At 41.2% G+C, this 22,934-nt stretch carries 22 protein-coding genes and 1 pseudogene; 7 read left to right on the forward strand and 16 right to left on the reverse strand.

All coding sequences use genetic code 11. The annotated features are described in order from the left end of the window. Entirely contained in the window at positions 1-1,623 is a 1,623-nt protein-coding gene (locus GJU40_RS05085; protein WP_343031407.1) for a xylulokinase, read from the reverse strand. 351 nt (positions 1,624-1,974) lie between these two features. On the opposite strand from GJU40_RS05085, the gene GJU40_RS05090 reads away from it, so the two are divergent. Then, entirely contained in the window at positions 1,975-3,051 is a 1,077-nt protein-coding gene (locus GJU40_RS05090; RefSeq protein ID WP_343031412.1) for a GntR family transcriptional regulator, read from the forward strand. A gap of 326 nt (positions 3,052-3,377) precedes the next feature. On the opposite strand, the gene GJU40_RS05095 is transcribed toward GJU40_RS05090, so the two are convergent. The 6 genes from GJU40_RS05095 to GJU40_RS05125 all read right to left on the reverse strand — a co-directional run bounded on the left by GJU40_RS05095 (position 3,378) and on the right by GJU40_RS05125 (position 8,787). Next, on the reverse strand, positions 3,378-4,379 hold the full coding sequence (locus tag GJU40_RS05095; protein ID WP_154306666.1) for an LLM class flavin-dependent oxidoreductase: 1,002 nt from the start codon (positions 4,377-4,379) through the stop codon (positions 3,378-3,380). A gap of 18 nt (positions 4,380-4,397) precedes the next feature. Then, positions 4,398-4,682: a DUF3219 family protein gene (locus GJU40_RS05100; RefSeq protein ID WP_154306667.1), complete on the reverse strand. Its 285-nt coding sequence runs from the start codon at positions 4,680-4,682 to the stop codon at positions 4,398-4,400. 449 nt (positions 4,683-5,131) lie between these two features. Continuing rightward, on the reverse strand, positions 5,132-5,737 hold the full coding sequence (locus tag GJU40_RS05105) for a hypothetical protein (RefSeq protein ID WP_154306668.1): 606 nt from the start codon (positions 5,735-5,737) through the stop codon (positions 5,132-5,134). Positions 5,738-6,346: 609 nt separating this feature from the next. Further along, entirely contained in the window at positions 6,347-6,928 is a 582-nt protein-coding gene (uptA, locus tag GJU40_RS05115) for an undecaprenyl phosphate transporter UptA (protein WP_154306670.1), read from the reverse strand. Positions 6,929-7,148: 220 nt separating this feature from the next. Next, positions 7,149-8,225 (reverse strand): copper resistance D family protein, encoded by a 1,077-nt coding sequence (locus tag GJU40_RS05120; protein WP_154306671.1) that lies wholly within the window; start codon positions 8,223-8,225, stop codon positions 7,149-7,151. Position 8,226: 1 nt separating this feature from the next. Further along, on the reverse strand, positions 8,227-8,787 hold the full coding sequence (locus tag GJU40_RS05125) for a copper resistance protein CopC (protein ID WP_154306672.1): 561 nt from the start codon (positions 8,785-8,787) through the stop codon (positions 8,227-8,229). A gap of 214 nt (positions 8,788-9,001) precedes the next feature. Between GJU40_RS05125 and GJU40_RS05130 the strand changes: the two genes are divergently transcribed. Both GJU40_RS05130 and GJU40_RS05135 read left to right on the forward strand, forming a co-directional pair. Continuing rightward, positions 9,002-10,543 carry an FAD-dependent oxidoreductase gene (locus tag GJU40_RS05130; RefSeq protein ID WP_246188272.1) on the forward strand — a complete coding sequence of 514 codons (1,542 nt, stop codon included), beginning with the start codon at positions 9,002-9,004 and terminating at the stop codon, positions 10,541-10,543. Positions 10,544-10,651: 108 nt separating this feature from the next. After that, the gene (locus GJU40_RS05135; RefSeq protein WP_246188273.1) at positions 10,652-11,503 is read left to right on the forward strand and encodes a YihY/virulence factor BrkB family protein; all 852 of its coding nucleotides are present in this window, start codon (positions 10,652-10,654) and stop codon (positions 11,501-11,503) included. Between the two features lie 6 nt (positions 11,504-11,509). On the opposite strand, the gene GJU40_RS05140 is transcribed toward GJU40_RS05135, so the two are convergent. From GJU40_RS05140 to GJU40_RS05155, 4 genes are read right to left on the reverse strand one after another with little or no spacing between them, the layout of a single operon-like run. Beyond that, positions 11,510-11,869 (reverse strand): globin family protein, encoded by a 360-nt coding sequence (locus GJU40_RS05140; protein ID WP_154306673.1) that lies wholly within the window; start codon positions 11,867-11,869, stop codon positions 11,510-11,512. Next, positions 11,866-12,171 (reverse strand): antibiotic biosynthesis monooxygenase family protein, encoded by a 306-nt coding sequence (locus tag GJU40_RS05145; protein ID WP_154306674.1) that lies wholly within the window; start codon positions 12,169-12,171, stop codon positions 11,866-11,868. The genes GJU40_RS05140 and GJU40_RS05145 overlap by 4 nt, the downstream gene beginning before the upstream one ends. A gap of 10 nt (positions 12,172-12,181) precedes the next feature. Next, positions 12,182-13,303 (reverse strand): ATP-binding protein, encoded by a 1,122-nt coding sequence (locus GJU40_RS05150; protein ID WP_154306675.1) that lies wholly within the window; start codon positions 13,301-13,303, stop codon positions 12,182-12,184. Next, positions 13,281-13,967, reverse strand: coding sequence for a cobalamin B12-binding domain-containing protein (locus GJU40_RS05155; protein WP_154306676.1), 687 nt, complete (start codon positions 13,965-13,967; stop codon positions 13,281-13,283). Before GJU40_RS05155 ends, GJU40_RS05150 begins: the two co-directional genes overlap by 23 nt. Before the next feature lie 220 nt (positions 13,968-14,187). Between GJU40_RS05155 and GJU40_RS05160 the strand changes: the two genes are divergently transcribed. Together GJU40_RS05160 and GJU40_RS05165 are read left to right on the forward strand one after the other, a co-directional pair. Beyond that, entirely contained in the window at positions 14,188-14,868 is a 681-nt protein-coding gene (locus GJU40_RS05160; RefSeq protein ID WP_154306677.1) for a cobalamin B12-binding domain-containing protein, read from the forward strand. Beyond that, positions 14,855-15,607, forward strand: coding sequence for an STAS domain-containing protein (locus tag GJU40_RS05165; protein ID WP_154306678.1), 753 nt, complete (start codon positions 14,855-14,857; stop codon positions 15,605-15,607). The genes GJU40_RS05160 and GJU40_RS05165 overlap by 14 nt, the downstream gene beginning before the upstream one ends. A gap of 410 nt (positions 15,608-16,017) precedes the next feature. On the opposite strand, the gene GJU40_RS05170 is transcribed toward GJU40_RS05165, so the two are convergent. The 4 genes and pseudogenes from GJU40_RS05170 to GJU40_RS05180 all read right to left on the reverse strand — a co-directional run bounded on the left by GJU40_RS05170 (position 16,018) and on the right by GJU40_RS05180 (position 20,619). Next, positions 16,018-16,545 (reverse strand): hypothetical protein, encoded by a 528-nt coding sequence (locus GJU40_RS05170; RefSeq protein ID WP_154306679.1) that lies wholly within the window; start codon positions 16,543-16,545, stop codon positions 16,018-16,020. Between the two features lie 115 nt (positions 16,546-16,660). Continuing rightward, a pseudogene (locus tag GJU40_RS21485) lies at positions 16,661-16,857 on the reverse strand (hypothetical protein); the annotation flags it as partial. Between the two features lie 510 nt (positions 16,858-17,367). Further along, the gene (locus GJU40_RS05175) at positions 17,368-19,596 is read right to left on the reverse strand and encodes an alpha-galactosidase (RefSeq protein ID WP_154306680.1); all 2,229 of its coding nucleotides are present in this window, start codon (positions 19,594-19,596) and stop codon (positions 17,368-17,370) included. A gap of 18 nt (positions 19,597-19,614) precedes the next feature. Beyond that, positions 19,615-20,619, reverse strand: coding sequence for a LacI family DNA-binding transcriptional regulator (locus tag GJU40_RS05180; RefSeq protein ID WP_154306681.1), 1,005 nt, complete (start codon positions 20,617-20,619; stop codon positions 19,615-19,617). 176 nt (positions 20,620-20,795) lie between these two features. On the opposite strand from GJU40_RS05180, the gene GJU40_RS05185 reads away from it, so the two are divergent. Next, positions 20,796-21,518, forward strand: coding sequence for a ZIP family metal transporter (locus GJU40_RS05185; protein ID WP_154306682.1), 723 nt, complete (start codon positions 20,796-20,798; stop codon positions 21,516-21,518). 93 nt (positions 21,519-21,611) lie between these two features. Then, the gene (locus GJU40_RS05190; protein WP_154306683.1) at positions 21,612-22,247 is read left to right on the forward strand and encodes an FMN-dependent NADH-azoreductase; all 636 of its coding nucleotides are present in this window, start codon (positions 21,612-21,614) and stop codon (positions 22,245-22,247) included. Here GJU40_RS05190 and GJU40_RS05195 read toward each other — a convergent pair. Continuing rightward, positions 22,222-22,875, reverse strand: a complete 654-nt coding sequence (locus GJU40_RS05195; protein ID WP_154306684.1) for a DUF6944 family repetitive protein — start codon at positions 22,873-22,875, stop codon at positions 22,222-22,224. The two genes, GJU40_RS05190 and GJU40_RS05195, sit on opposite strands and share 26 nt — an antisense overlap. Positions 22,876-22,934 lie beyond the last annotated feature (59 nt).

A 22,934-nucleotide genomic window follows, 5' to 3' on the forward strand; every position in this document is an offset into this window, starting at 1 on the left:
CTAACCCCTCCTGTTTACAATCAAGTGATCTACAGCAGCTCTCTCAATTAGCAGACCGGCTTTATATCGTTCCATAAATGCTTGGAATCCTCTCACATCTACCGGATCCGGCTCCATTGCCTGTATGTCAGCCTCTGCAAAAACGTTACTGTCGAGAAATTCCTCGAGGCTTTCCTGCTCTTGACGATTTATTAAATAGGAAGCAAGGACAGCCATGCCCCAAGCCCCGCCTTCATCTGCTGTTTCCATGACAGAAACTGGTGTATCCAGGGCAGCCGCAATCAATTTCTGGCCAACAACAGGGGTCTTGAATAAGCCGCCGTGTGCCAGGATGGTATCAATAGCTAGATGTTCTTTACTTGTCAGAATCTCCATTCCAATCCTCAGTGCCCCAAATGCAGTAAAAAGGTGTGTACGCATGAAGTTCGCTAAATTGAAATGACTTTCAGGCGAGCGAACAAATAAAGGGCGTCCCTCTTCCATCCCTGTAATATTTTCTCCTGAAAAATAGCCGTAACTGAGCAGGCCGCCGCCATCCGGGTCAGCTTCAAGAGCCTTAAGTAACATCAAACTGTATAGTGTATCATTGTCGGCTTTCTGCCCAACTGCCTCAGTCACTTCACGAAACAAAGCCATCCATGCGTTCAAATCACTTGAACAGTTATTTGCATGAACCATTCCGACAGGACTGCCGCTTGGTGTTGTGACAAGATCAATTTCCGGATATACTTGCGAAATGTCTTTTTCCAGGACAATCATGGCAAAAACCGATGTACCCACTGAGACGTTTCCGGTGCGTTTCCTAACACTATTTGTAGCAACCATTCCAGTTCCCGCATCACCCTCTGGAGGACAAAGGGGAATACCCGGCTGCAAATTCATCGATATATCCAGAATTTTAGCACCAGCTTCAGTTAGTTCACCGGCACTCTCTCCGGAAAGAAGGACTGTAGGAAGAATGTTTTTCATATTCAAGGTGCAGCCTTTTGCGCCAATGACTTTGTCAAAGGTTTGCAGCATGTTTTCATCATAATTCTTTGTAACTTCATTTATCGGAAACATACCTGATGCGTCTCCGATGCCAATAACCTTTTTTCCTGTTAGCAGCCAGTGTATGTATCCCGCCAAAGTAGTCATGTAATCGATACGCGATATATGTGTTTCTTCATTTAAAACAGCTTGGTAAAGATGGGCAATACTCCAGCGCTCTGGAATATTGAATTGAAATAAATCAGTTAATTCCTTTGCTGCAGCACTGGTGGTTGCATTGCGCCAGGTCCGAAAGGGAACAAGCAATTCACCTGCATGATCAAAAGCCATATATCCGTGCATCATAGCGGAAAAGCCAATAGAGCCAATAGAGCTGATTGTGATTTCGTATTGTTGTTCAACCTTTTGTCTCATCTCGCTGTAAGCTGCGCCAAGACCCCTAATGATATCTGCTGAGTTGTACGTCCAAAATCCATCTTGCATCTGATTTTCCCATTCAAAACTTCCTGAGCTGATCGTTTTGAAATCAGAGTCTATTAAAACCGCTTTAATGCGGGTGGACCCCAGTTCTATTCCAAGTGAAGTTTCTCCCCTGCTAATCACATTTCTTACATCTTCAAGTTTCCTGTCCACGTCAATCTCCTCCCCGACAGCTTTCTTTCAGTTTAGTTGCCTTGCTGACAACCTTCTTTATTGATAGCGTTTACAATAGTAGGAGCTTACTCTCATAAAATTGAAAATTAACAATCTTAATTATATTTTTTGTACGTACATTTGTCAACAAACAATAAAGATATACTTACAAGTGCTAGCGCCTATTTCTACTTAGTGAATAACCCTGCCATTCTTCCAGCTTTTAAAACTATGTTATATAGGTTTCAAACGCTATCTTTTCAATCTTTTCGTGTTATGGTAAAGTATGTGCATACAAATATCGTTTTCAAAACATTTAGGATACGAACAACTTTGAAAGTAGTGAATATAGTGAAACCAAAGTATCAGCTTCTTATTGATGATATAAAAAGTAAAATTCTTTCCGGAGATTACAGTATAGGAGAACAGATTCCTACTGAATTCTGCCTGCAGGAAACCTATCAAGTAAGCCGTCATACTGTAAGAAAAGCTCTGCTGGAACTATCTAACGAGGGATTTCTCAGAAGCGAAAAAGGATCCGGTACGTATGTGAGCAACCAGTATCAGCAAAAAGCCGGCGGAAAAAATCATCAAAAAACAATCGGAGTCATTACCACGTACATATCCGATTATATTTTCCCTTCCATTATTCGTGGAATTGAAAGAAGATTAAACGAAGATAATTACTCTCTGCTTTTAGCGAGTACGAATAATGATGTTGCTCAGGAAAAGAAAGCCTTGGAGATGATGCTCTCATTCGGGGTTGACGGTTTAATTGTAGAACCCACAAAAAGCAATCTTTACAATCCAAATATCGCATACTACTTATCATTTAAAGAACAAGATGTCCCATTTGTCATGATTAATGCCTATTATCAGGAACTGGACGTACCTTATTTTTGTCTCAATGACGTAGAGTCCAGCTATATCGCAACAAAGGAACTCATTGCAAAGGGGCATACTTCAATCGGCTTGATATCCAAAATGGATGATCTCCAAGGAAAGTACAGAATGAAGGGATATATCAAGGCACTCGGGGAATCCAAAATGCATTTTCAGCCCGAGCATGTGCTTTTTTATGACACCGAGACGAAGCAGGACTTGAACTCTAATTTGAAAGAATTCCTGAACAACCATCACCATGAACTAACTGCGATTGTTTGCTATAACGATCAAGTGGGGTTGGAACTTGTCAATGTATGCAAACAACTTAATATTTCTGTACCGGATGACTTATCGATTATTGGGCAGGACAATTCCTATGTTGCTCAAAACGCCAATATTAAATTAACAACGTTAACACACCCTCAGGAAGCAATGGGACACGATGCTGCCGAGTGGGTCATCAGAAAGCTGCAAGGCAAAAAGGATTTACCTAACGAAAACTACTATCAGCCGGAACTTATACCAGGGGAAACTGTTAAATAATTAGTAAGATTGCAAAAGAAGACTATGCAAAAAGCCTTAAAGGAATATTCCCTTAAGGCTTTTCATATTGGGTACTACGTATGAGGGACAAACATTTTATGAGAATAACCGGGAAGAGGATTACCTCAGTTTGTTATAATTTAGTGCTATAGCTTGAAGCTTTTTCTCTAAGTTCAGAATGCACAACCCAGCAATCTACTATTTGTACAATAGAATAGTCTCATTCATTGGAGATAAAAATCTCTTCATTTCAGTCAATCACCAGTGATGCACTCTAACCGGAATAATGAGGGTGTAGACTGGAGAAATTCAGGTTTCCAACATACCTAGCTAAAAAACATTTCTTCTGCAATCAACTGATAGGATTGTATCCGGTCTTTTGGTGAGTGTGTGATCGTGACAATCATTATTTCATCTGCGTTATATAGGGATTGCAGCTTCGTCAATTTTTGTTGAACCACTTGGGGGTTACCGATAATCATATTTTCCTTCTTTTTATGTATTGTCATTTTTTCTTGCTGATTTAACACATATTGCTTTGCTTCTTGAATAGAAGGGACACCAAGACCACCTTCTCCTTTTTCACTTAGCAGAGACCAAATAAGAGAACTGAATGCCAGTTCTTCTGCCCCTTCAGTTGTTTCCGCACATACCGCTGAGACAGTCAAAATCACCTTTGGAACATCCCCCCGTTTTCTCGGTGTAAAGGATTCCCTGTATGCTTGAATAATCGCCCCTCCATCATTGTCACTCATAAACATTCCGAATGCATAGGCCAATCCATTTTCCCCTGCAAACACTGCACTTTTCTTGCTTGTTCCGAGTATAAAAGGTACCGGTGCAACGTCCGGAAGTGGAGATGCAGTAACTTTTGCGTAGTGGTGGTCCTCAGGAAAATCATCTTCTAAAAAGCGAAGTAAATTCTTCACTAAAACCGGCATATTCCACACTTGCTGCAAAAAGTTATCAGATAACGCATTGGTTGCTTCAGCTGAACCTCCTGGCGCACGCCCAATCCCAATGTCTATTCGATCAGGAAACAATGTAGCCAGCATATTAAACACTTCTGCCACTTTATATGGTTTATAGAAAGGCAGTAACACAGCTCCCGAACCAATCCGTATCTTACTTGTATGAGCTCCGATATAACTTAACATCACTTCTGGTGCTGAACATGCAAGTCCTGGTAAATCATGATGTTCAGCAATCCAATAGCGCGAGTATCCTAAATTTTCTCCAGCCTGAGCTAATAAGAGTGACTCCTGCAATGCCTCTCTAGCTGTTTGATTTGAGGACAATGGGGATTGATCCAAAATACTTAATTTCATATAAACTACCCTGCTTTCTTATTTCTTCACCTCAAGCAATGTTAAGGAAAAATCTCCAACTTGCCCCTTCTCATATAAATTAGTAACAGAAGTAGAATATTCCCTAATCGCTCCCCTAAACGAGATCTGCTTCTCAGGTACTGTTACATCGAAGGTTCCTTTGTAAAGTAATGTCGTTATCTCATGATATCTCTCATGCGTAACCTCAAAACCAATTGAAATCTCTTTTAAGGAATCCACTTTTCTTTCTGCAAACCGGTGCACGCTTATTGACGTACCATTTAACAATATTTCATGTACCATACAATCTTCTCCTTATTCATTCAAATCTGTTGTTACATGATAATATTCCCCATCCTGTATGACCAACAATCATGATCTGAAATAATTACTGATATTACAGCTTTTAAAAGAAATTCACCACAAATCTGCTTTTCTTTTATAAAGGTGCCAGTAAATTAGAAAATATTTTATTAGACAGGGGGAAAGCGAAGGCTAGGTATTTTACTTTAAACGTGGACGTAACTGATGATATTGGAGATGGAATTGCGGTAGAAGTTTATTAAATTAGGGCATACTTTTCAAAGTTTTGTACGTCTGAATAATTTAGTAATACTTTATACACATAGAGCATTAGTTATGTGAATTATCATTGGGATGTGCTTTTCATTCGGCACTCCACCCCAAGTAAAAAGCCTTAAGAGAAAGAGTCTCCTAAGGCACTAAAAAATAATAATTCAAAATAAATATTTTTACTTGTTATAATTCATAAATAGTTTATCTTTAACTTCTAATGGGATTGTAAAATTATTGTAGTTCAAGCCAATCCAATCAGTAACTGTACTATCAATTAGTCTCCATTCATTAAATATTGATATTAAAGAGTTCTTAAGCATTTTTTCGTTGAATGCTACAACACAAACTCCTTTATCCCTTTCCGCCCATATTCCCCATTTCATGGAAGGAGAAGCCCATACTACTGTATAAGAGTTTATAAATATTGAGTCTGCTGGGCTATCCTCTGGACTATAATTTAGCATATCCATGTATTGAATTGAACTGATATCAACTTTTAACTTAGCGCAATTAAAATAACCGAACTCTTTAAAATAATAGTTGAGAGGACTAGGATTTAGTACAGCCATTATTATAAAATCATTGTTTGTAGTTTTTGCCAACTCTGTTATTTTAAACCAAAAATATTCTGTCATACTATAATCAAATTCCTCAAACAAGTAATCTTTAAAATCTTTATGAAATACTTGATTAGGTAAAGCAGAGTGTGAAACAAAAATTTTATCTAATATATTATTAATACTTTGAAATTCATCAATACTATCAATAAATTTATTTTCCATTATCTAACCCCTAGTCTTATTTTTAAAGTAGTTGAGCTACTGTTTGGGCTATAATCAGCAGTCCAACCATTATATGAGTCAGCTTTTTCACGAAGTACATACCGCTGACCATTCTTTGTTAAGATTATTGCCTTTCCATCTTTTGAACCATAGTTAGGGGTGTGTTTCCCTTGGGTAAAATAAACGGAAGATTTTCTCTTATTCAAAAAATACATCAAAATTAGGCCAGATTAGACGGAGGATTTCCGGCTAAATCACTAAAAAGCCTCAATATGGATGATTTTAAGCAGCTTAATCGGAATCTCTACCCTTATTTTCTCCAAAAAAGGGGTCAAATTGAATACAACCGGAATTTCTTCCCTTATATTACTGCCCCAAAAGGGCTTAACCGGATTCCTAGCGGTGACCATCTTTTTGAGGGTTAGTTTAAGGGGAGGAATCAAACTTGACCTTAGACCTTTTCCAACCAGAGTTCAGTAAGTTTTTTTCAAATTGGTCTTTTGTTACAAACTATGATAGCATGAGCTTGCCCCAGCAAATAAAAAAACCCGAGTAATTACCTCAGGTCTGTTAACTAACAATATCCAATTTTCAACAACAGAAGATCATTCATTTTTTCTTTTTAACTAATAAATACAGAATGATGACCAGGACGCTGATACAGACCAAAGGTATGATATACGGGGCAGCTGCTTCCTTCATGGTTCCCCAGTTGCTGCCAAGCTTCATACCCAGGTATAAAAAGAAGATTGTCCAAGGGATGACGGCTGCCGTAGTATAGATTGTAAATTTCCAAAGGGGCATTTTGCTGATGCCTGCAGGAATAGATATGGCATGGCGCACGACAGGAATAAATCTTGCTGAAAATATGACGCCGGAGCCATAGGTTTCAAACCACTTTTCGGATAAGTCCAGGTGATGGTCTGAGATCAGCAAATATTTCCCGAACCTCTCGAGGAAAGGCCTTCCCCCGTAATAGCCCATCCAGTAGAGAAAGAGCTGTGCCAGCGTTCCTCCTGCTACCCCTGCAGCACATGCACCCCAAAAGCTGATTTCCCCAAGCAGTATTAGATACCCGCCATATCCGAGGACAATCTCGCTTGGAATGACTTCTACCATGAGACCCAGTGCAATACCCGCATATCCCATATCTTGCAATAGTGAGAATAGAAAAGAAACCCATTCGTTCATGCAGCATCCTCCATCTGGATTTAACTCTGCTTATTCAGGCTCTCAAAAGGAGGGCAGCCAGTGCTTCCGGCCTTCTACAGCTAATGTTTCACCCTTTTCCTTTTTCGGCTTCCTTTTTCGCTCTATTACAATGTTATGCCGGACAAGCAGCTGTATGACAGAAAAGGCAGTGTGCTATTCCAGAATGTAAACTAAAAGAGAACCGCATAATAGCGGTTCTCTACATTACGCTCAGCATCGTGCCTGCGTATGTGCTAATGATGAAAAGTAAGGCGAAAAAGACTGCTGCAGCGGGGTGAACATTTTTCCTGAAGCTAAGGAGTATCAGCATCAACAGAATCAATCCGCAAAAAAGCAGCAGGATGCCCTGAATATTCGCGGTAACAGCAAGGTTTACAGGCGGTTCTGTCATTCCCGGGTGGAAGAATTGATACCAGCTGGAAATCCCTTCAGTTCTTGCCGTAACATCCACATTATGCGGAGGAGCTTTTGTGCTCATAATGCCGGTAATAAAAAATACAATGCTGATCATAAACGTTTCTGCCTTTACCCAAGGCAGCGGGTTAAAGCTTTTGTCTTTCAGCGCTTTTCTTGCCAAGTAACCGTTGATAAACGCAAAGGCCAGCAAAGGAAGAATACTCACATGCTTTAAAAGCAGCAGCTGCCCATACGGAAGCACCCAGGAATTAATGTAGGTGTTAAAATCCAGAACAAACAGCATGACCGCAACTCCGCTCCCAATAATCAGCGCCATCACACCGAGGGCAAACGGATGAAACCATTTCAGAAAAGCATGCCAATTGCTGCTGTTGAAGCTGAACCAGCCTGCAAGCAGTAATATTCCTGTCCATATTCCTACAGTCAAATAGTGAACGGCATGGCTCAGCATGCCGGTCAGTACTGCCAGCGAAGCTGCATGGCTGGCATATCCAATGGCAAACACTAAAAGCAGCAAGCCAATGGTCTTGACTGCCTTTGGTGCCTTAAGAAAAACGGTAAGCCATACAAAAATAGAAAGCCAGGCAATCATCATCCAAGCTCTGCCTGCCTGAAATTCAAAGATAACGGAGTACATACTTTGCACATATCCTATGCTGCCTCCGAACGTTATAATCAAATTCAACACCGGCATGAATGATAGAAGTGCAATTCCCAGCGGAGCCGTCAGCATCAGCTGTCTTGGAACGACAACAGCAGGCTTCTTCTCCTCGGGAATATAAGCTAAAAATACATAGCCGGCCAACAGTGAAAAGAGCAAATAAGTCAGCCAGTCTGATAAAGGAAGCAGTACAGTCATTCTATTTTCCTTTCTTTGACAACAATAGTCCTGCACTCAATAGTACCACAATCCCGATGACCATGATCACAATCCAGCTGACAGAACCCCCTTCTGCTTCCTCAGAGGCCGTTCCCCCTGACATAGCTTCTTCTTCGTCTTCCTGAACAACCTCTTCATCTTCCGCAGCAGGGAGCTGTTCTTCAGGGGCTGTCTCTTCCACAGCAGCTTCCGGCTGTTCTGCATCTACAGTAAATGATATGCTGTCCTGCATTTGGTGGCCGTCTGCACCAATAATATCCCAGCTCAATGTATAATTCCCGTTTTCCAAGGGAGCAGATGCTGTTCCTGCAAGCACCTCGTTTTCAATACGCTGATCCAGCTCTATCTCTTCTTCTCCCAAATTCAGGGTCATTGTACTAAGGTTTTCGATATTTGTATCGAAAATTAATTCCACTTCTGAGATTGGCTCAATAATTGTTTCGCCATCCTGAGGAGAAGCGTCTTTTAAATGAGTATGAGCGAATGCCTGTCCGGGCAAAAGAAGCACGGCGGCCAAAATAAAGAATACTAAGCGTTTCACATTTATACACCCTTTCTGGATAAGTGTTCATCTTCAATGGTAACATGAATTGTTTGCAGACTGCCTCTCTGAATTCGACATTTTTTTTACACTTACACCCAGAAGATTCGCAAGTTTCAAATTATGTAAAGAGGTTAAAGGTAATGAAGTAGATGTATGTTTCATGCAACTAATGGAAAAATTACCAAATAACGATATCCTGGGAGGATTGTAAATGGACAACAAAAATCAGCTTCATGGTATGCCGCAACATCCTGAGCCATATTGGCGGGAGGGCATTGACTTTCCGTCATTTCCAAGCTTAAACAACGATATAAAAACAGATGTAGCTGTCATAGGTGCAGGAATAACAGGAATTACTGCAGCCTATCTTCTTGCAAAAGAAGGTAAAAAAGTAACAGTTCTTGAAGCGAATGAAATCTTGAACGGGACTACTGCACATACTACAGCAAAAATTACCGCACAGCACGGCATCATTTATGACGAGCTGATCAGCCATTTTGGTTTGGAAAATACTAAATTGTATTACGATGCCAATCAGGAGGCTCTGGAATTTATCAGAAATCTGGTGAAGTCGGAAAACATCCATTGTGATTTCAGCGACCAGGATGCCGTTATCTTTACCAATGAAGAACCATACTTAGAACAGCTTCAAAAAGAATATCAAGCCTATCAAAAGCTGAACATTGACAGCACATATGATAGCGAGATGCTGCTGGATCTTCCGATGAAAGCAGCCCTCACCATGAAGCATCAGGCTCAATTTCATCCTTTAAAGTATCTCGTCCATCTCGTTGAAAAGCTGAAGGATGAAGGCGTCAGTTTTTATGAACATACAACCGCGGAGGATATTCAGGAAGGTGATGTGAGCAAGGTCATAACCCGGAGCGGCCATAGTGTTGAGGCGGATGCTGTGATTGTAGCGACTCATTATCCATTCTATGATGGCAAAGGGTTTTACTTTTCAAGACTGCATGCCGAGAGATCCTATTCTGTAGCAGTAAAGGCAGAAAAAGACCTGGAGGCAGGAATGTACATCAATGCTGAACAGCCTTCCCGATCTGTTCGCTATACTCAAAATGAAGCCGGCGAAAAAGTTCTGATTATTGGCGGAGAAGGACATAAAACAGGACAAAGCGAAAATACGTTAAAACATTATGAAGCTCTTCAAAGCTTTTCCGATGAGCATTTTGGGATTCAGGAATTTCCTAATCGCTGGTCCACTCAGGATTTATTTACATTAGACCAGGTTCCTTATATCGGAAAAATCACTGCCAACTCCCAGAATATTTATGTCGCAACAGGGTTCCGCAAATGGGGCATGTCAAACGGAACGGCAGCCGCCCTTCTGCTGACAGATTTGATCGTTGGCAGGGAAAACAGATATGCAGATTTATTTACACCTTCCCGCTTCAAAGCAGATCCTGGTGTAAAAGAGTTTATAAAAGAAAATACAAATGTTGCTGTTGAGCTTGTAAAAGGCAAAGTGGAAGGCGCTGACAAGAAGCTGGAAGAGCTCAACCTTGATGAAGGGGCCGTTGTGAAAGTAAACGGAAAAAGAGCAGGCGCTTACCGGGATAGTGCCGGACAAGTCCATTTAGTCGATACAACCTGCACCCACATGGGCTGCGAAGTGGAATGGAACAATGGAGAAAGATCATGGGACTGCCCTTGCCACGGATCCAGGTTTGACTACGCAGGAGAAGTCCTGGAAGGGCCTGCAGTCAAACCTTTAAAAAAAGTGAATGAGAATTAAGGAAAAATAAAGAGCTCCTGAGCGCAGGAGCTTTTCTATTTTCATGCGTTTGACCTGACAAAAAACAGGGGAATGGTTACTAGACAAATGGCTAAGGGGGAAAACTCATTGAAATCTTATTTAAAAGAACTTTGGCAGCGTGTGAAACAGTCTGATTTAACAGATTTAGCTGCTGTTCTCGCTTATTACTTTCTATTGTCCCTGTTTCCCTTGCTGCTGTTTCTCCTGACCTTGCTGCCGCTGCTTGATATAGAAGCTGATGGCGTGATTGGGTTTATCAGAGAATTTGCACCGGGAGAAACCGGACAGCTGCTTGAGGAGCAGATACGCGGACTTCTTTCCAGTCCAAATGGAGGCTTGCTGTCCTTCGGGATTCTCGCCACGATTTGGTCAGCTTCCAATGCGACAAATGCCGCAATCAGGTCTTTAAACAAAGCGCATATGGTTGAGGAAGACAGGCCCTTCTGGAAAGTAAGACTTATGGCTATTATTATTACAATTGGTCTTGTAGGAGCCATGATTGTGGCGCTTGTTCTTCCAATTTTCGGAGAAGTGATCCTCAGAGGAATTGAGACGGTTATTCCGGTATCTGAACTTAATAGAATTCTCCTGAATGCTTCACGCTGGATCATTTCAATCTTCAGCATGTCGCTGGCACTGGCTATACTGTACAGGCTAGCACCTAATACAGATTTAAAATGGAAAGATGTCTGGGTTGGTGCGGTAACTGCTACAGTTTTATGGCAAATTGCCTCTTTGGCATTCTCATTTTATGTGTCGGAATTCGGAAACTATCAGGCGACATACGGCAGCATTGGTGCCATCATTGTTCTGATGCTATGGCTCTATATAACAGGCTTAATCATCCTGATTGGCGGTGAAATTAACGCGATCCGCTACTGCAGACGGACAGGAGATGCCTGCCTTCCGCAGGAAAATGAAAAATCCCTAAAGGCCTGACAGCCTCTAGGGATTTTCACCTGTAATCACTTCATTTGCCCTGCTGAGGCATTCAACAAAGAATTTTGCTTTCTCTTCAGTAAATTCTTCCCCAATATATTTTTGCAGTATGGTATAGTTGTAAGCCAGATGACTGCTATCCATTCCATGTCTGTTCAGAATGCCGTTCAGCCAAATAGAGTAATCGATAAAAAATTCTTTATTTTGCATAGCGAAGCTGGTTTCCAGATGCTTCATATGATGTACATTGTCTTCCTTGCACTTTTCTCTGCCTCTGTCACCATACTTCTCCTGAAGCTCAGGATAATCCTGATAAATCTGATTCGTCACTTTCTCAACGATGCTGTAATGTAATGTTTCTATCATTCTGCCACAACCTCAAACTTTCTAATTGTCGGAACAATCGCAGCAAGCTCCTGATCAGGATATTTCTTTTCAAGCTCATGGATTTTCTTAAATTCCTCACTCTGTACCCATGAAAGATAATGCTTTTTTTCTTTCCACTCCATGTGGACTGTAATCTCGCCTTTGCGCTTATCATTCTGAAGCAGCAGGAATTTCACAAATCCTTCTGCCCGGTCAACCAGCCTTGATCTGTTCTGGTAGATGGAAATCACTTCATCCGCTTTTTCTTCCGGAACCGCAAATGTTGAATGAACAATATACATAATAAACTCCTTACATGTTTTGGACGACAGGCAGTTTGATATAGAATGTCGATCCTAATCCTTGGGTACTGGAAAATTCAATCGTACCCTGATGGCTTGAAACAATTTCATTGCAAACAGCAAGCCCGATGCCTGTTCCCCTGTTTTTGGTCGTAAAAAATACACTGAACAGCTTTTCTTTCGTATGATCGCTCATGCCGATTCCATTATCGGCAATCGAAATAACAATGCTGCCATTCTTTTCTTCAGAAGAAATGACAATTGACCCTAGTTCCGGTTTGCCTGATTCCTGAATAGCTTCAATGGCATTTTTAATGATGTTTAACAGCACTTGTTTAATCTGTTTTATATCAATGCTGACAATTTGGTCAGAAACATTTTGTAAATATTCAATAGAACAGTTTGCCAGAATAGAGTCACTTTGGCAGATCATGACAGAATCCTTAAGCACCTTGGAAACAAGCACTTCTTCCCTGCTGCTGAATTTGGGCTTTGATGTATTTAAGAATTCATAAATAATATCATTTGCTCTATCCAGCTCTTCCAGCGCGAGATTTGTATAATGAACCGGTGCATCCATCTCGACTAAATGCGGTTTGAGCATCTGCAGCAGCCCTCTAACACTCGTCAGCGGCTTGCGAATTTCATGCGAGATGCTTTCTGCCACCTTTTCAACTGTGAGCAGATGATCCTGTTTGATAATCAGCTCTTTCATTTCATTCAGCGATATTTCAAGCTCTTCTCTTTTTTCCATAAGAAAAATATTTTCATTAATCAAATCCTGCTCAAAATTTTTCAGAGCTTCCTTAATGTGATCTGACACTTCCTCTTTGTTTACACAAAAAATATGAATATATTCTTTACTGTCATATTGAATGTGCACATCAAAGAGACTAAGAGGATTTGTTTTTGTTTTTAAGTTTAATTCTATCTTTGTAATAGATGGCGTTTCCAGAATAAACTTTGCAGCCTTTTTTTTGCTGCCGATGCTGACAATGTCCAGAAAGTTCTTCACTTCATCAAAATCCTGCAGGGTATTTTTGGACACTGCAATGATATCAAGTTTTTTGTCCACCAAAAAATATGGAAAGGGGATTTTTTCATACTTATTAGATATTGACAACATTTCCATGGCGCTCAGTCCTCATATCTTGAATCCAGATTTTTAATTGCATCAGATCGGAAAAGATAACAGTATCTTCGGGACAATAAAACTCAAGATCATACGTACTGGCTAGTTTTCCGCCTACCAGGATTGTCGGGACATGATGCAGCTCTTGTAAGACTTCTATATATTTAATCAATTGCGGCAGATGATATACAATATTAACTGAAATTCCTATCACTGAAGGCTTCCACTTCTCAGCAAAATTTACTGCATCCTCTAAAGGAAGATTTGATCCCAAAAACTTGGCATCCCATCCATATTCCTTAAACAAGTTTGCGACCATGTTGATGCCGAGATCATGTTCCTCGCCGGACACACAAAAAAACATTGCTCTGTCCCTTGAATTCTTGGAATAGAGGGACTGATAGTTATTTTCTTTGCTGGTTTTCTCAAAGAAGTAATTCGTAATAATGGTTTTGCAGACATTAGATGCAATATGCTCTTGTGCCACGGTCACACGATTCTCTTCCCAGAGCTGTCCAATATAGTACATCGTGTCCGTTAACAATTGATAAACATCCATACTTGATGATTCTTCTGTCATATGCTCGTTCACCAATTCCCATGAATCACTAATCCGGCCGTTTATCAGTAACTTACTTAACTCCTGAACAACATCTATGTTCATTTTATCTCCAACCTTCTAAACGGCTTTCACCGTTTTAATAGCGTGATGATTAGGATACCTTCAGGGATTTATTTTGGCTCTTTCCTTAAGAGTAACACATGCATGGGAATTCATAAACCTTTAACACATTCTTATTTGACAAAATTGCCTTTTTGACAAATTGAAACATGAATATGGTACACTATTGTCAGCTTCATTTTTAAAGTAGAGGTGAATACGTTTGAATCAGCAGGTAAAGACTCTGGCTTCCCTTTTGCTGGCCGGCGATACTGAAGAGGCATGGAAGCTGGTCCTCACGGAGTATCAGGACGGCAAGACAAGCCTACAGCTTTATGAGGAACTGTTTACAAGAGCGATGCAGTATATTGGAGAGTTATGGGAAACAGATGACATATCTGTAGCGGACGAACACCTGGCGACCACGACGTGCGATTATCTTTTATCCAGATATGCATATCTCTTAAAGAAAAGAAGTTACTTTGTAAATAATGATGAAAAAATAAAAAGAAACGCCATGTTTTTCTGTCTGCAGGATGAACAGCATTATCTCGGCCTGAAAATGGCTTCGCTCGTCTTTGAGGAAAGAGGCTGGGAAACACAGCTTCACGGGGCAAACCTTCCTTTGGAAGATGCCATTCAAACAGCAGAAGAGGCTAAGCCGGAAGTCATTCTTCTTTCATTCACGCTTTTGTATCATGCAGAAAAGCTGAGCAGCTATGTCAGGGAGCTGGAAGCCCTTCCGCACAAACCGGCAATCGTTGTCGGAGGAAGACTTTTGCCAAAATATGATTTTAGAAAATATTGCAGCGAAAACACAAAGCTATTGAGCAGCCTTTCAGATTTGGATTCGTGGATTGCAGCTGAGTTTGGACACGGAGTGAAGATGGATGTCAATGATTGAACATTTACCAGTACCCTATTTCAAAATAAACAGAGATTTTGGTATCCTGTCATCTTCAAGAATTGCCAGAACAGTCTTCGCTCCAGCCGCCTCCTTTCTGGAACTGGTGGACGAAGACAGCCTGAACAAAGCAAAAAAGGTCCTGCTCTCTATAGAAAGAAATAAAACGGAACTTGTCCTGAAAACGGCATCCTCCCCATTTTCCCTTTTTGAAATATCATTCAACTGGGAAGGTGACGAGGCTCACCTGATCTGCAGTGAAAAGGACTACCGGATAGATGAACTTTATCAGCAAATTGAATCGAACCGCCAGCGCATTGCTGACACGGATTTTGAACTGCTGATCAAAAAAGAAGAATTACAAGTATCACTTAACAGGGTGCTGGAACTTTCCAGCCCTTTCATTCCTTTATCGTCGAAAGTCGTACTGATCCCGCTTTACGGCAACCTGACAGGTGATTTCGTCGAAAAAAATGTAAGCAGACTTCTCTCCTCGCTGCACGAAGGAAAACATGAAAAAGCCCTGCTGGATTTTCATGGTATCGGTGACTTAACTGAAGAAGGAATTTCTTCCTTAAACGATCTAATCCTTCAATTTAAAGCTATGGGTACCACAACCTACATGATTGGCGTTCACCCTAAGCAGGTGCCTGTACTGCACCGCGCTATCAAAGACAGCGAGGATATATACAGCCTGCCTAATCTGAAAGAAGCCATTCGAAAACTCCTTCACACCTGACTGTACGCTGTGGCTGCGGGTTATGGTGAGAAAAGTTATAATCACGGCATGTGTTCGGTATAAAAATACCGGGCGCAAGCCGTGATTTTTTTGATTGGATGAGGGTGCTGTTGAATGGCTGGTGAGTACGTCCTGGGCAGCTTCCCTCACCAGAACGCATGGTTACTCTAGCATGTCAAGTTCACTATTGTAAAATATGGAAATATGCTGCATTCTTAGAAGTCAGGTACACATAGCATTTATGAAAAAGCATTTCGCATACTAACTATACGATTTTAGAAAAAATACATTCTTTTTAATAAGATAAGCGAATAGTTGAAAATCTTAGTGAAAAAGATAGTTAATTAGTTGCATATTAGCCACTTAATTAGCGCAGGAAAAAAGAGCATATTCGTTATGCTCTTTTTACATTATTCATTTAGTTCATCAGTTGTCTTGAAAATTCTTGAATATACATCTTTGATGTTATCCGTAGTTTTCTTTCCATTATACAAACCGTATTTCCAACTTAATTTTTGCGAATTAAGAGCGCCAACCGCATAAACATCGCCATCGCCAGCAGACCAACTCCAATTCTCATCGTACTTTATTTCCTTCACAGCAAAAGGAATAAAATTTTTAGCAGAAATAAAAAAGAATGGAATTGTTGAATTGGAATAAACATCTGCATATTGGCTTTCAGAAGCCTCTGCAAGATGATCCTCCTCAATAAAGACTGCATCATAAGACATCAGTTCATCACTAGCCATTTCATCGAATGAAAACTCCGTAAATCTTACTTGTTCCTCTTTGACTTTTGGCGGTTCTCCGACCACTGCAATTCTCAAAGAATTTCCTTCATAAGCCTCGAAATCAGGGCTAGAAGTACAAGCCGTTAGAGCTACTGTTAGAATTAATAAGATAAAACATAAATACCTGTTTCTATTTAATCTTTTCATATGCATCCCCCATTAACATATTTTAACATAATTTTCTAATTACCTTGTTAAATACATTATTAAGGAGCAGATTACTCGACTTATTGCATACATAAAACTGCTTTTTTGAAATGTCTCATCGTTGAGCAGGTGTACTGCCGGGCCTTTTGGCTTTTAAGCTAAAAAAAATTGTAATAAGTCCGGAGTATACTGAGGAGTGCCATTTGAGCGAACTTGAAATTGAAATTAGAATTAAAGTAATTTTTCCACCGCCACGAGCTGTCGTCTTACTGGAATAGATAACCTCCTGCGGATTCGCTGGATGAAAATATTCTTAGGCATGGTTTCTTCCAGAAGATAGACAAACTGACCCTCTTTGTTATACTATCTCGCCTTTTTCACCAGATAGTAGAACAAAAACACTCTCTTTGTTCTACTATCTTCTAGACGCTATAACAAAACACCTCTCTTTGTTCTACTATCTCGCCTTTTTCGCCAGATAGTAGAACAAAAACACTCTGTTTGTTCTACTATCTTCCAGATGCTATAACAAAACACCTCTCTTTGTTCTACTATCTCGCAGAAGCTAGAACAAAAACCCCCTCTTTGTCCTACTATCCCGCAAATACTATAACAAACCCACCTTCATTCATCATAAGGTTCCACATGTCCTGCCATACAGCAGCACAAACCCACCCCTCTTTGTCCTACTATCCCGCAAATGCTATAACAAACAGCCTTCAATCATCATAAGATCCCGCCTCCCCCCATACAGGAGCACATAAACCCAGCACACTCCCCCTAAAAAAACCCGCCGCAGCAAGCGGCAGGGCCTTTTCATTATTATTTTGCTTTCAGCTTAAAAATCGCAGAGCGGAAATCCCCCTGCTTTCCTTGATAGTGAGGGTCGGCACCTGAGTTTTCGTTTTGCAGGAAGATGCCATAGTGCATCAGCTCATCGCCATAGAAGGTTCCTTCTCTTCCGCTGATCGTATATTGGAGATCAGCATGCAGGCCTTTCAGCTGAAGTTTTTTGAAGCCGGGGTTTGGCCTGGCAAGGACTTGATAGAATCCTGCCAGCGCTTCCTTTTGGTCGTTTGATACTACCATCCAGGCTGTTTCGTTGTAATCTCCTTGGAATGGGCTTTTCAGGCGGTAAAATGTGCCGTATTGGAGCAGACTGCGGTTTTCCTTATAGTAACTGATTTGATTTCGCACTTCTTCCTTTTCCTGTTCAGTCATTTCAGTGACGTCCAGTTCATAGCCGAAGACACCAAATATGGCTGCGTCTCCTCTGTTTTGGAGGCTTGTCCATCTTTTCACCTGATGGTTGGGCACCGCTGATACATGGGCGCCGATGCTGCTGAGCGGGTACACCATACTGGATCCGTATTGAATTTTCAACCTTTCCACTGCGTCTGTATTATCGCTTGTCCATGCCTGCGGTGCGTAATAGAGCATTCCGGGATCGAATCTGCTTCCTCCGCTTGCACAAGATTCAAAGAGCACATCAGGGAACGCCGTGGTCAGCCTTTCATATAAATCATAAACTCCCAATATATATCTGTGCGCTACTTCACTTTGCCTTTCAGCAGGCAGCTTCTCAGATCCAATTTCGGTCATATATCTATTCATATCCCATTTGACATAAGAGATTGGAGCATCTTTCAGGATAGCTGCCATTTTTTCATAAATAAAATTGACAACGTCACTTCTGGAGTAATCCAGCACATATTGATTTCGGCCGTGTGATCTTGCTCTTTCCGGAACGTGGATAATCCAGTCAGGATGCTTTTCGTACAGGTCGCTGATTTTGGATACCATTTCAGGCTCAAACCAAAGTCCGAATTGCAGTCCTAGTTCAGTAACCTTTTCCGCCAGTCCCTTCACGCCATTTGGAAGCTTTCGTTTGTCTGCAAACCAGTCTCCTAATGATGTATGATCATCATCCCGTTTTCCGAACCAGCCGTCATCCAGGACAAACAGCTCTATACCGAGTTTTTTAGCTTCCACTGCCATCTCGACAATCTTTTCTTCATAAAAATCGAAGTAGGTACCTTCCCAGTTGTTGATTAACACAGGTCTTTCTTTATCTCTCCAATGACCTCTGGCCAGCCTCTGCTGATACAGGCGGTGATATGCCGAGCTCATACCATTCAGTCCTTGGTCGGAATAGACCATCACAGCTTCAGGAGTTTGAAAGGTCTCTCCCTCCTCAAGAAGCCATGAAAAATCAAAGGGGTTGATCCCTAAGCTCACCCTTGGCACCTGATAGTGATCCACCTCTGTCTGGGCAAGGAAATTCCCGCTGTACACCAGGCTGAAGCCGTATACTTCTCCTTCATGTTCCGTTGCTGCCGGTCTTTTCAGGGCAAGAAACGGATTTTGCTGGCTGCTGCTTGTGCCCCTTGTGCTGGTGATGCTTTGAATGCCGGGACGCAGCGGGCTGGTGTATAAGTGGCGCTCTCTTGACCATGATCCTGACAGCTGCAGCATCTCAAAATCTGCATCAAATAAATCGACTGACATGCTCAGCGCCCGTGTGAGCTTTAGAGAACTGCTGCTGCAATTCGTAAAGCGTGCATTTCTCGCTATAGCAGGATGGTCGCGGAAAACTGTATATGAAAGAATCAATTCTGCCCTAATGACTGAATCATAGAGGATGATTTCAAGGGTTTCCGCTTCTTCTGCTCCTTCTGTATAAGTGGCCGGAAGTCCCTTCAGTCGAGGTTTTCCAGAAGTAATGCTGTGGCTTTTATATCGGAAATCCGTTATTCTGCTTCCATTTTCCTGAGAAATCTGAAAGGCAGGCTCTCTGTAATCGGTTGTTCCGTAGGATGGATATTCCTGCTTCAGGTAATCAAGAGAGAATTCCCCGTCTCCTTCATACACACAGGAAGTTGCTGCTTTCTGCTGAGTCCGGAACATATGTGTAAAAGACTCTCTGTGCCGGATTTCTTTACCAAAATACAGGTGGCCAAGCTGTTCATTTTTCATAATTGTAAAGATATAGCTGACACCTTTTGACTGTAAATGAAATTCTCTTGTTAGCTTGTTATAGTAAATTGCCATTGTGTTTCCCCCATTTCATTAGTTACTGCCGCAGCTTTTTCTGATCACAAGCTGCGCCGGCAGTACTGCCTTGTATGGAAACTCTCTCCCGTTGATTCTGTCAAGCAGCATTTTCACTGCCACACTTCCTATTCCTTCTGTATGTACGTTGATCGTTGTTAAAGGCGGGTCAATATAGCTGGCCATCTCAATATCATTAAACCCAACAATACAAACATCCTCAGGGACATTGATTTCAAGCTCCCTCAATGCTCTGAGCGCACCGATCGCCATTGAATCGGAGCCGATAAAAAAAGCTTGGGGCAAAGAGCCTTTCTCAGAAGCCTCTTTCATCAAGCGGTAACCTTCCTGAAGACTGTATTCTCCCAGATGAACATGTTTGGATTCATACAGGTCTTTTTCCTTCATGAAAGAGATGTAGGAGGTGAGCCGTTTATCTTCAATCGCAATCTTGCGTCCTGAGGAGAGCTCTCTTTCAGTACCTCCAATGTAGCCAATAGAACGGAGCCCTCTGCTCATGAGATGCTGCAGGGCTTGTTGCACAGCTCCATGAAAATCTGCCTCTACCGCATCAAAGCCTTCTCCGGCTGAATGGCTGGCAAATACAATATGCACTGGCTTTTTGCTGATTCTTGCCATTTCTTTGTGGCTGATTCTCCCTACTGCAATGACGCCATGAAGTTCATTAGACAACTCCAGCTCAGACTCTGGGTGAATTCTGATAATCTGTGTTGATACAATCCCCTGTTTTCTGCACTCAGCTTCAATTCCTTTTCGAATTGATAAAAAATAAGGATCTTCCAGCTCTTCCTCTTTCGAGTGTCCCAAAACAATTCCTACTTTCAATGCAGAAGTCCCGGGTAGCGTTTTTTTCACTTTTTTATATTGCAGCTTGTCCGCTGCCTTTAGAATTTTTTCTCTCGTTTCGTCTGTTACCGAGAGTGAAGGATCTCCATTTAATACCCGTGAGACAGTTGCAGGAGACACGCCAGCCAATTGTGCTATATCCTTTACCGTTGCCATTACATCACCTTTTAGTAAATATTTATTAATCTAAAAGTTATAATACCACTTAGGTTTCAAGCTTTCAATAAGAATGTTTTAGGTAAATATTTAGTAAATAAAACGGAATTCATTTTCATTCATAATTTTTCCTTCTACAAGGCAGATTAAGAAGAGGTGTTGTGAGGGGTGATCAGATGGAAAAGTGGGATTATGGATTGAATATAGGATTTTTGCTGATTTTAATGGGGGTACATATTCTTTCCAAATACCTCAAAATAATGGAACGGAAAACATTGAGCATTCTTTTGTCCATCGCAAGCGGCGTGTCTGTATCATATATATTCATTCACCTGCTGCCCAAGTTAAATGAGTATCAGGAAATTGCAGAACCGGCTTTTGGGTTTATTGAAAATACGACCTATTATTTCGCAATGGTCGGCCTTGTATTTTTTTATGGCTTGGAAAGAAAGGTCTGGCATTTAAAAGATAGAAGCAAGCGGTTGAGCAAAAATAGTATCTTTTGGATACATCTTATTTCCTTTACTATATATAACTTTTTGATCGGATATTTGCTGATGAAAGGGAACAAGGAAGAATTTATGGATATGCTATTGTACATGATAGCTGTCGGTGTTCATTTTATTTCGGTCAACCATGGTCTTCACGACATCAGCACGCGCCAGTATGACAAGGTTGGACGCTGGATTCTCTCCATTTCCGTTTTTTCCGGCTGGCTTTACGGTAACTTTTCATCGCTGAATGAAGAGGTAATCGGTATACTGTTTGGATTTCTCTCTGGAAGCATCGTTCTTAATTTGCTAAAAGAAGAGCTTCCTGAAGGAAAAGACCGGAACTTCTGGGCTTTCGCTCTGGGAATTGTGCTCTATTCCATCTTATTATTTCTATTAAGAAGCTGATTAGTTGCTTTTTTCTCTGATTGTTTATATAATTTGGTTCGAAATAAAGATACTTTATTTCGAAGCATTAGTACAGAAGGGAATTTTGACAACATGGCAAAGATTTTATACATTACCGCTCATCCTCATGATGAGTCCAACTCTTTCAGCATCGCTGCTGGAACTGCTTTTATCAAGGAGTACAAACAGCTTAACAAAGAAGACGAAGTTATTCACATCGATCTTTACAAGGAGCATATTCCTCAGATTGATGCTGATGTATTCAGCGGCTGGGGGAAGCTTAGAAGCGGCACTGCATTTGAGGAGCTTTCTCAAGAGGAACAGAATAAAGTTTCCCGCTTAGGTGCTCTTTCTGACCAATTTGCTGAAGCAGACAAATTTGTTTTTGTAACTCCATTGTGGAATTTTTCTTTTCCTCCAGTGATGAAAGCTTATCTTGATTCAGTTGCTGTTGCAGGGAAAGCATTCAAATATACTGAAAGCGGAGCTGTCGGTTTGTTAACGGATAAAAAAGCGCTGCATATTCAGGCTCGCGGCGGCATCTATTCTGAAGGTCCTGCTGCCGAGATGGAAATGGGCCACCGTTACCTGCAAGTGATGATGAACTTCTTCGGTGTTCCTTCATTGGAGGGATTGTTTATTGAAGGCCATGCAGCACAGCCTGAAAAAGCGGAAGAAATTAAGAAAAACGGCATTGCCCGCGCTAAGGATCTGGCACATAATTTCTAAAAAAATGAATCCCATGCCTCTCAGCACTTACTGAAGGCAGGGATTTTTTTTGTTTTCTCGCTTCTTTCTCCAAAAGCTTTATAAAGTCCTCATAAGCACCTGCTGTCTGAAAAATCGTTCCTATTGACTGCAGCCATGCACCTGGAATATAAAATATCAGCCCAGCAGCAGCAGTGTCTGTCCTTACATCAATGAGTCCGCCTATTGCTTCAATGATATTCCCCAACCCTTGAATTTCGTTTCCGATCGTTTTTTTCAGGTTGCTGATTCTGCCAAGGGCAGTGACCCCTGACCCCAGTGCCTGCAGTGAATTTCCAAGAATGCCTATTCTAATTCCTTCCTCTTCCTCATTCAGAAACAACGAGATTCCTTCTCCTGCTGCGCCTGTAAACGCTCCTCCAGCCTGTATGGAGCTTCCAAGCTTGGAATAGAAATCTTCTGTTTCAACTTCAGCCAAAATGGTATTTCCAATTCCCTGCAGCGTATTGCCTGCTATGATTAAACTTCCATTTTGCAATTCATTATTTATAAAAGCCTGTCTGGTATAGCCAACTGCAGCTGTTGTAGCTCCAGTTGCTTCAATCACGTTGCCGATTAAATCATAATATTCAAGAATGATTTTGTTCATGTTAGCACCAACTGACCTAAACAATCCTTAAGATAGACTATTCAAAGTGGGAAGCTCCT

Source organism: Metabacillus lacus (assembly GCF_009674805.1).
In the GTDB taxonomy this organism is placed as follows: domain Bacteria; phylum Bacillota; class Bacilli; order Bacillales; family Bacillaceae; genus Metabacillus_C; species Metabacillus_C lacus.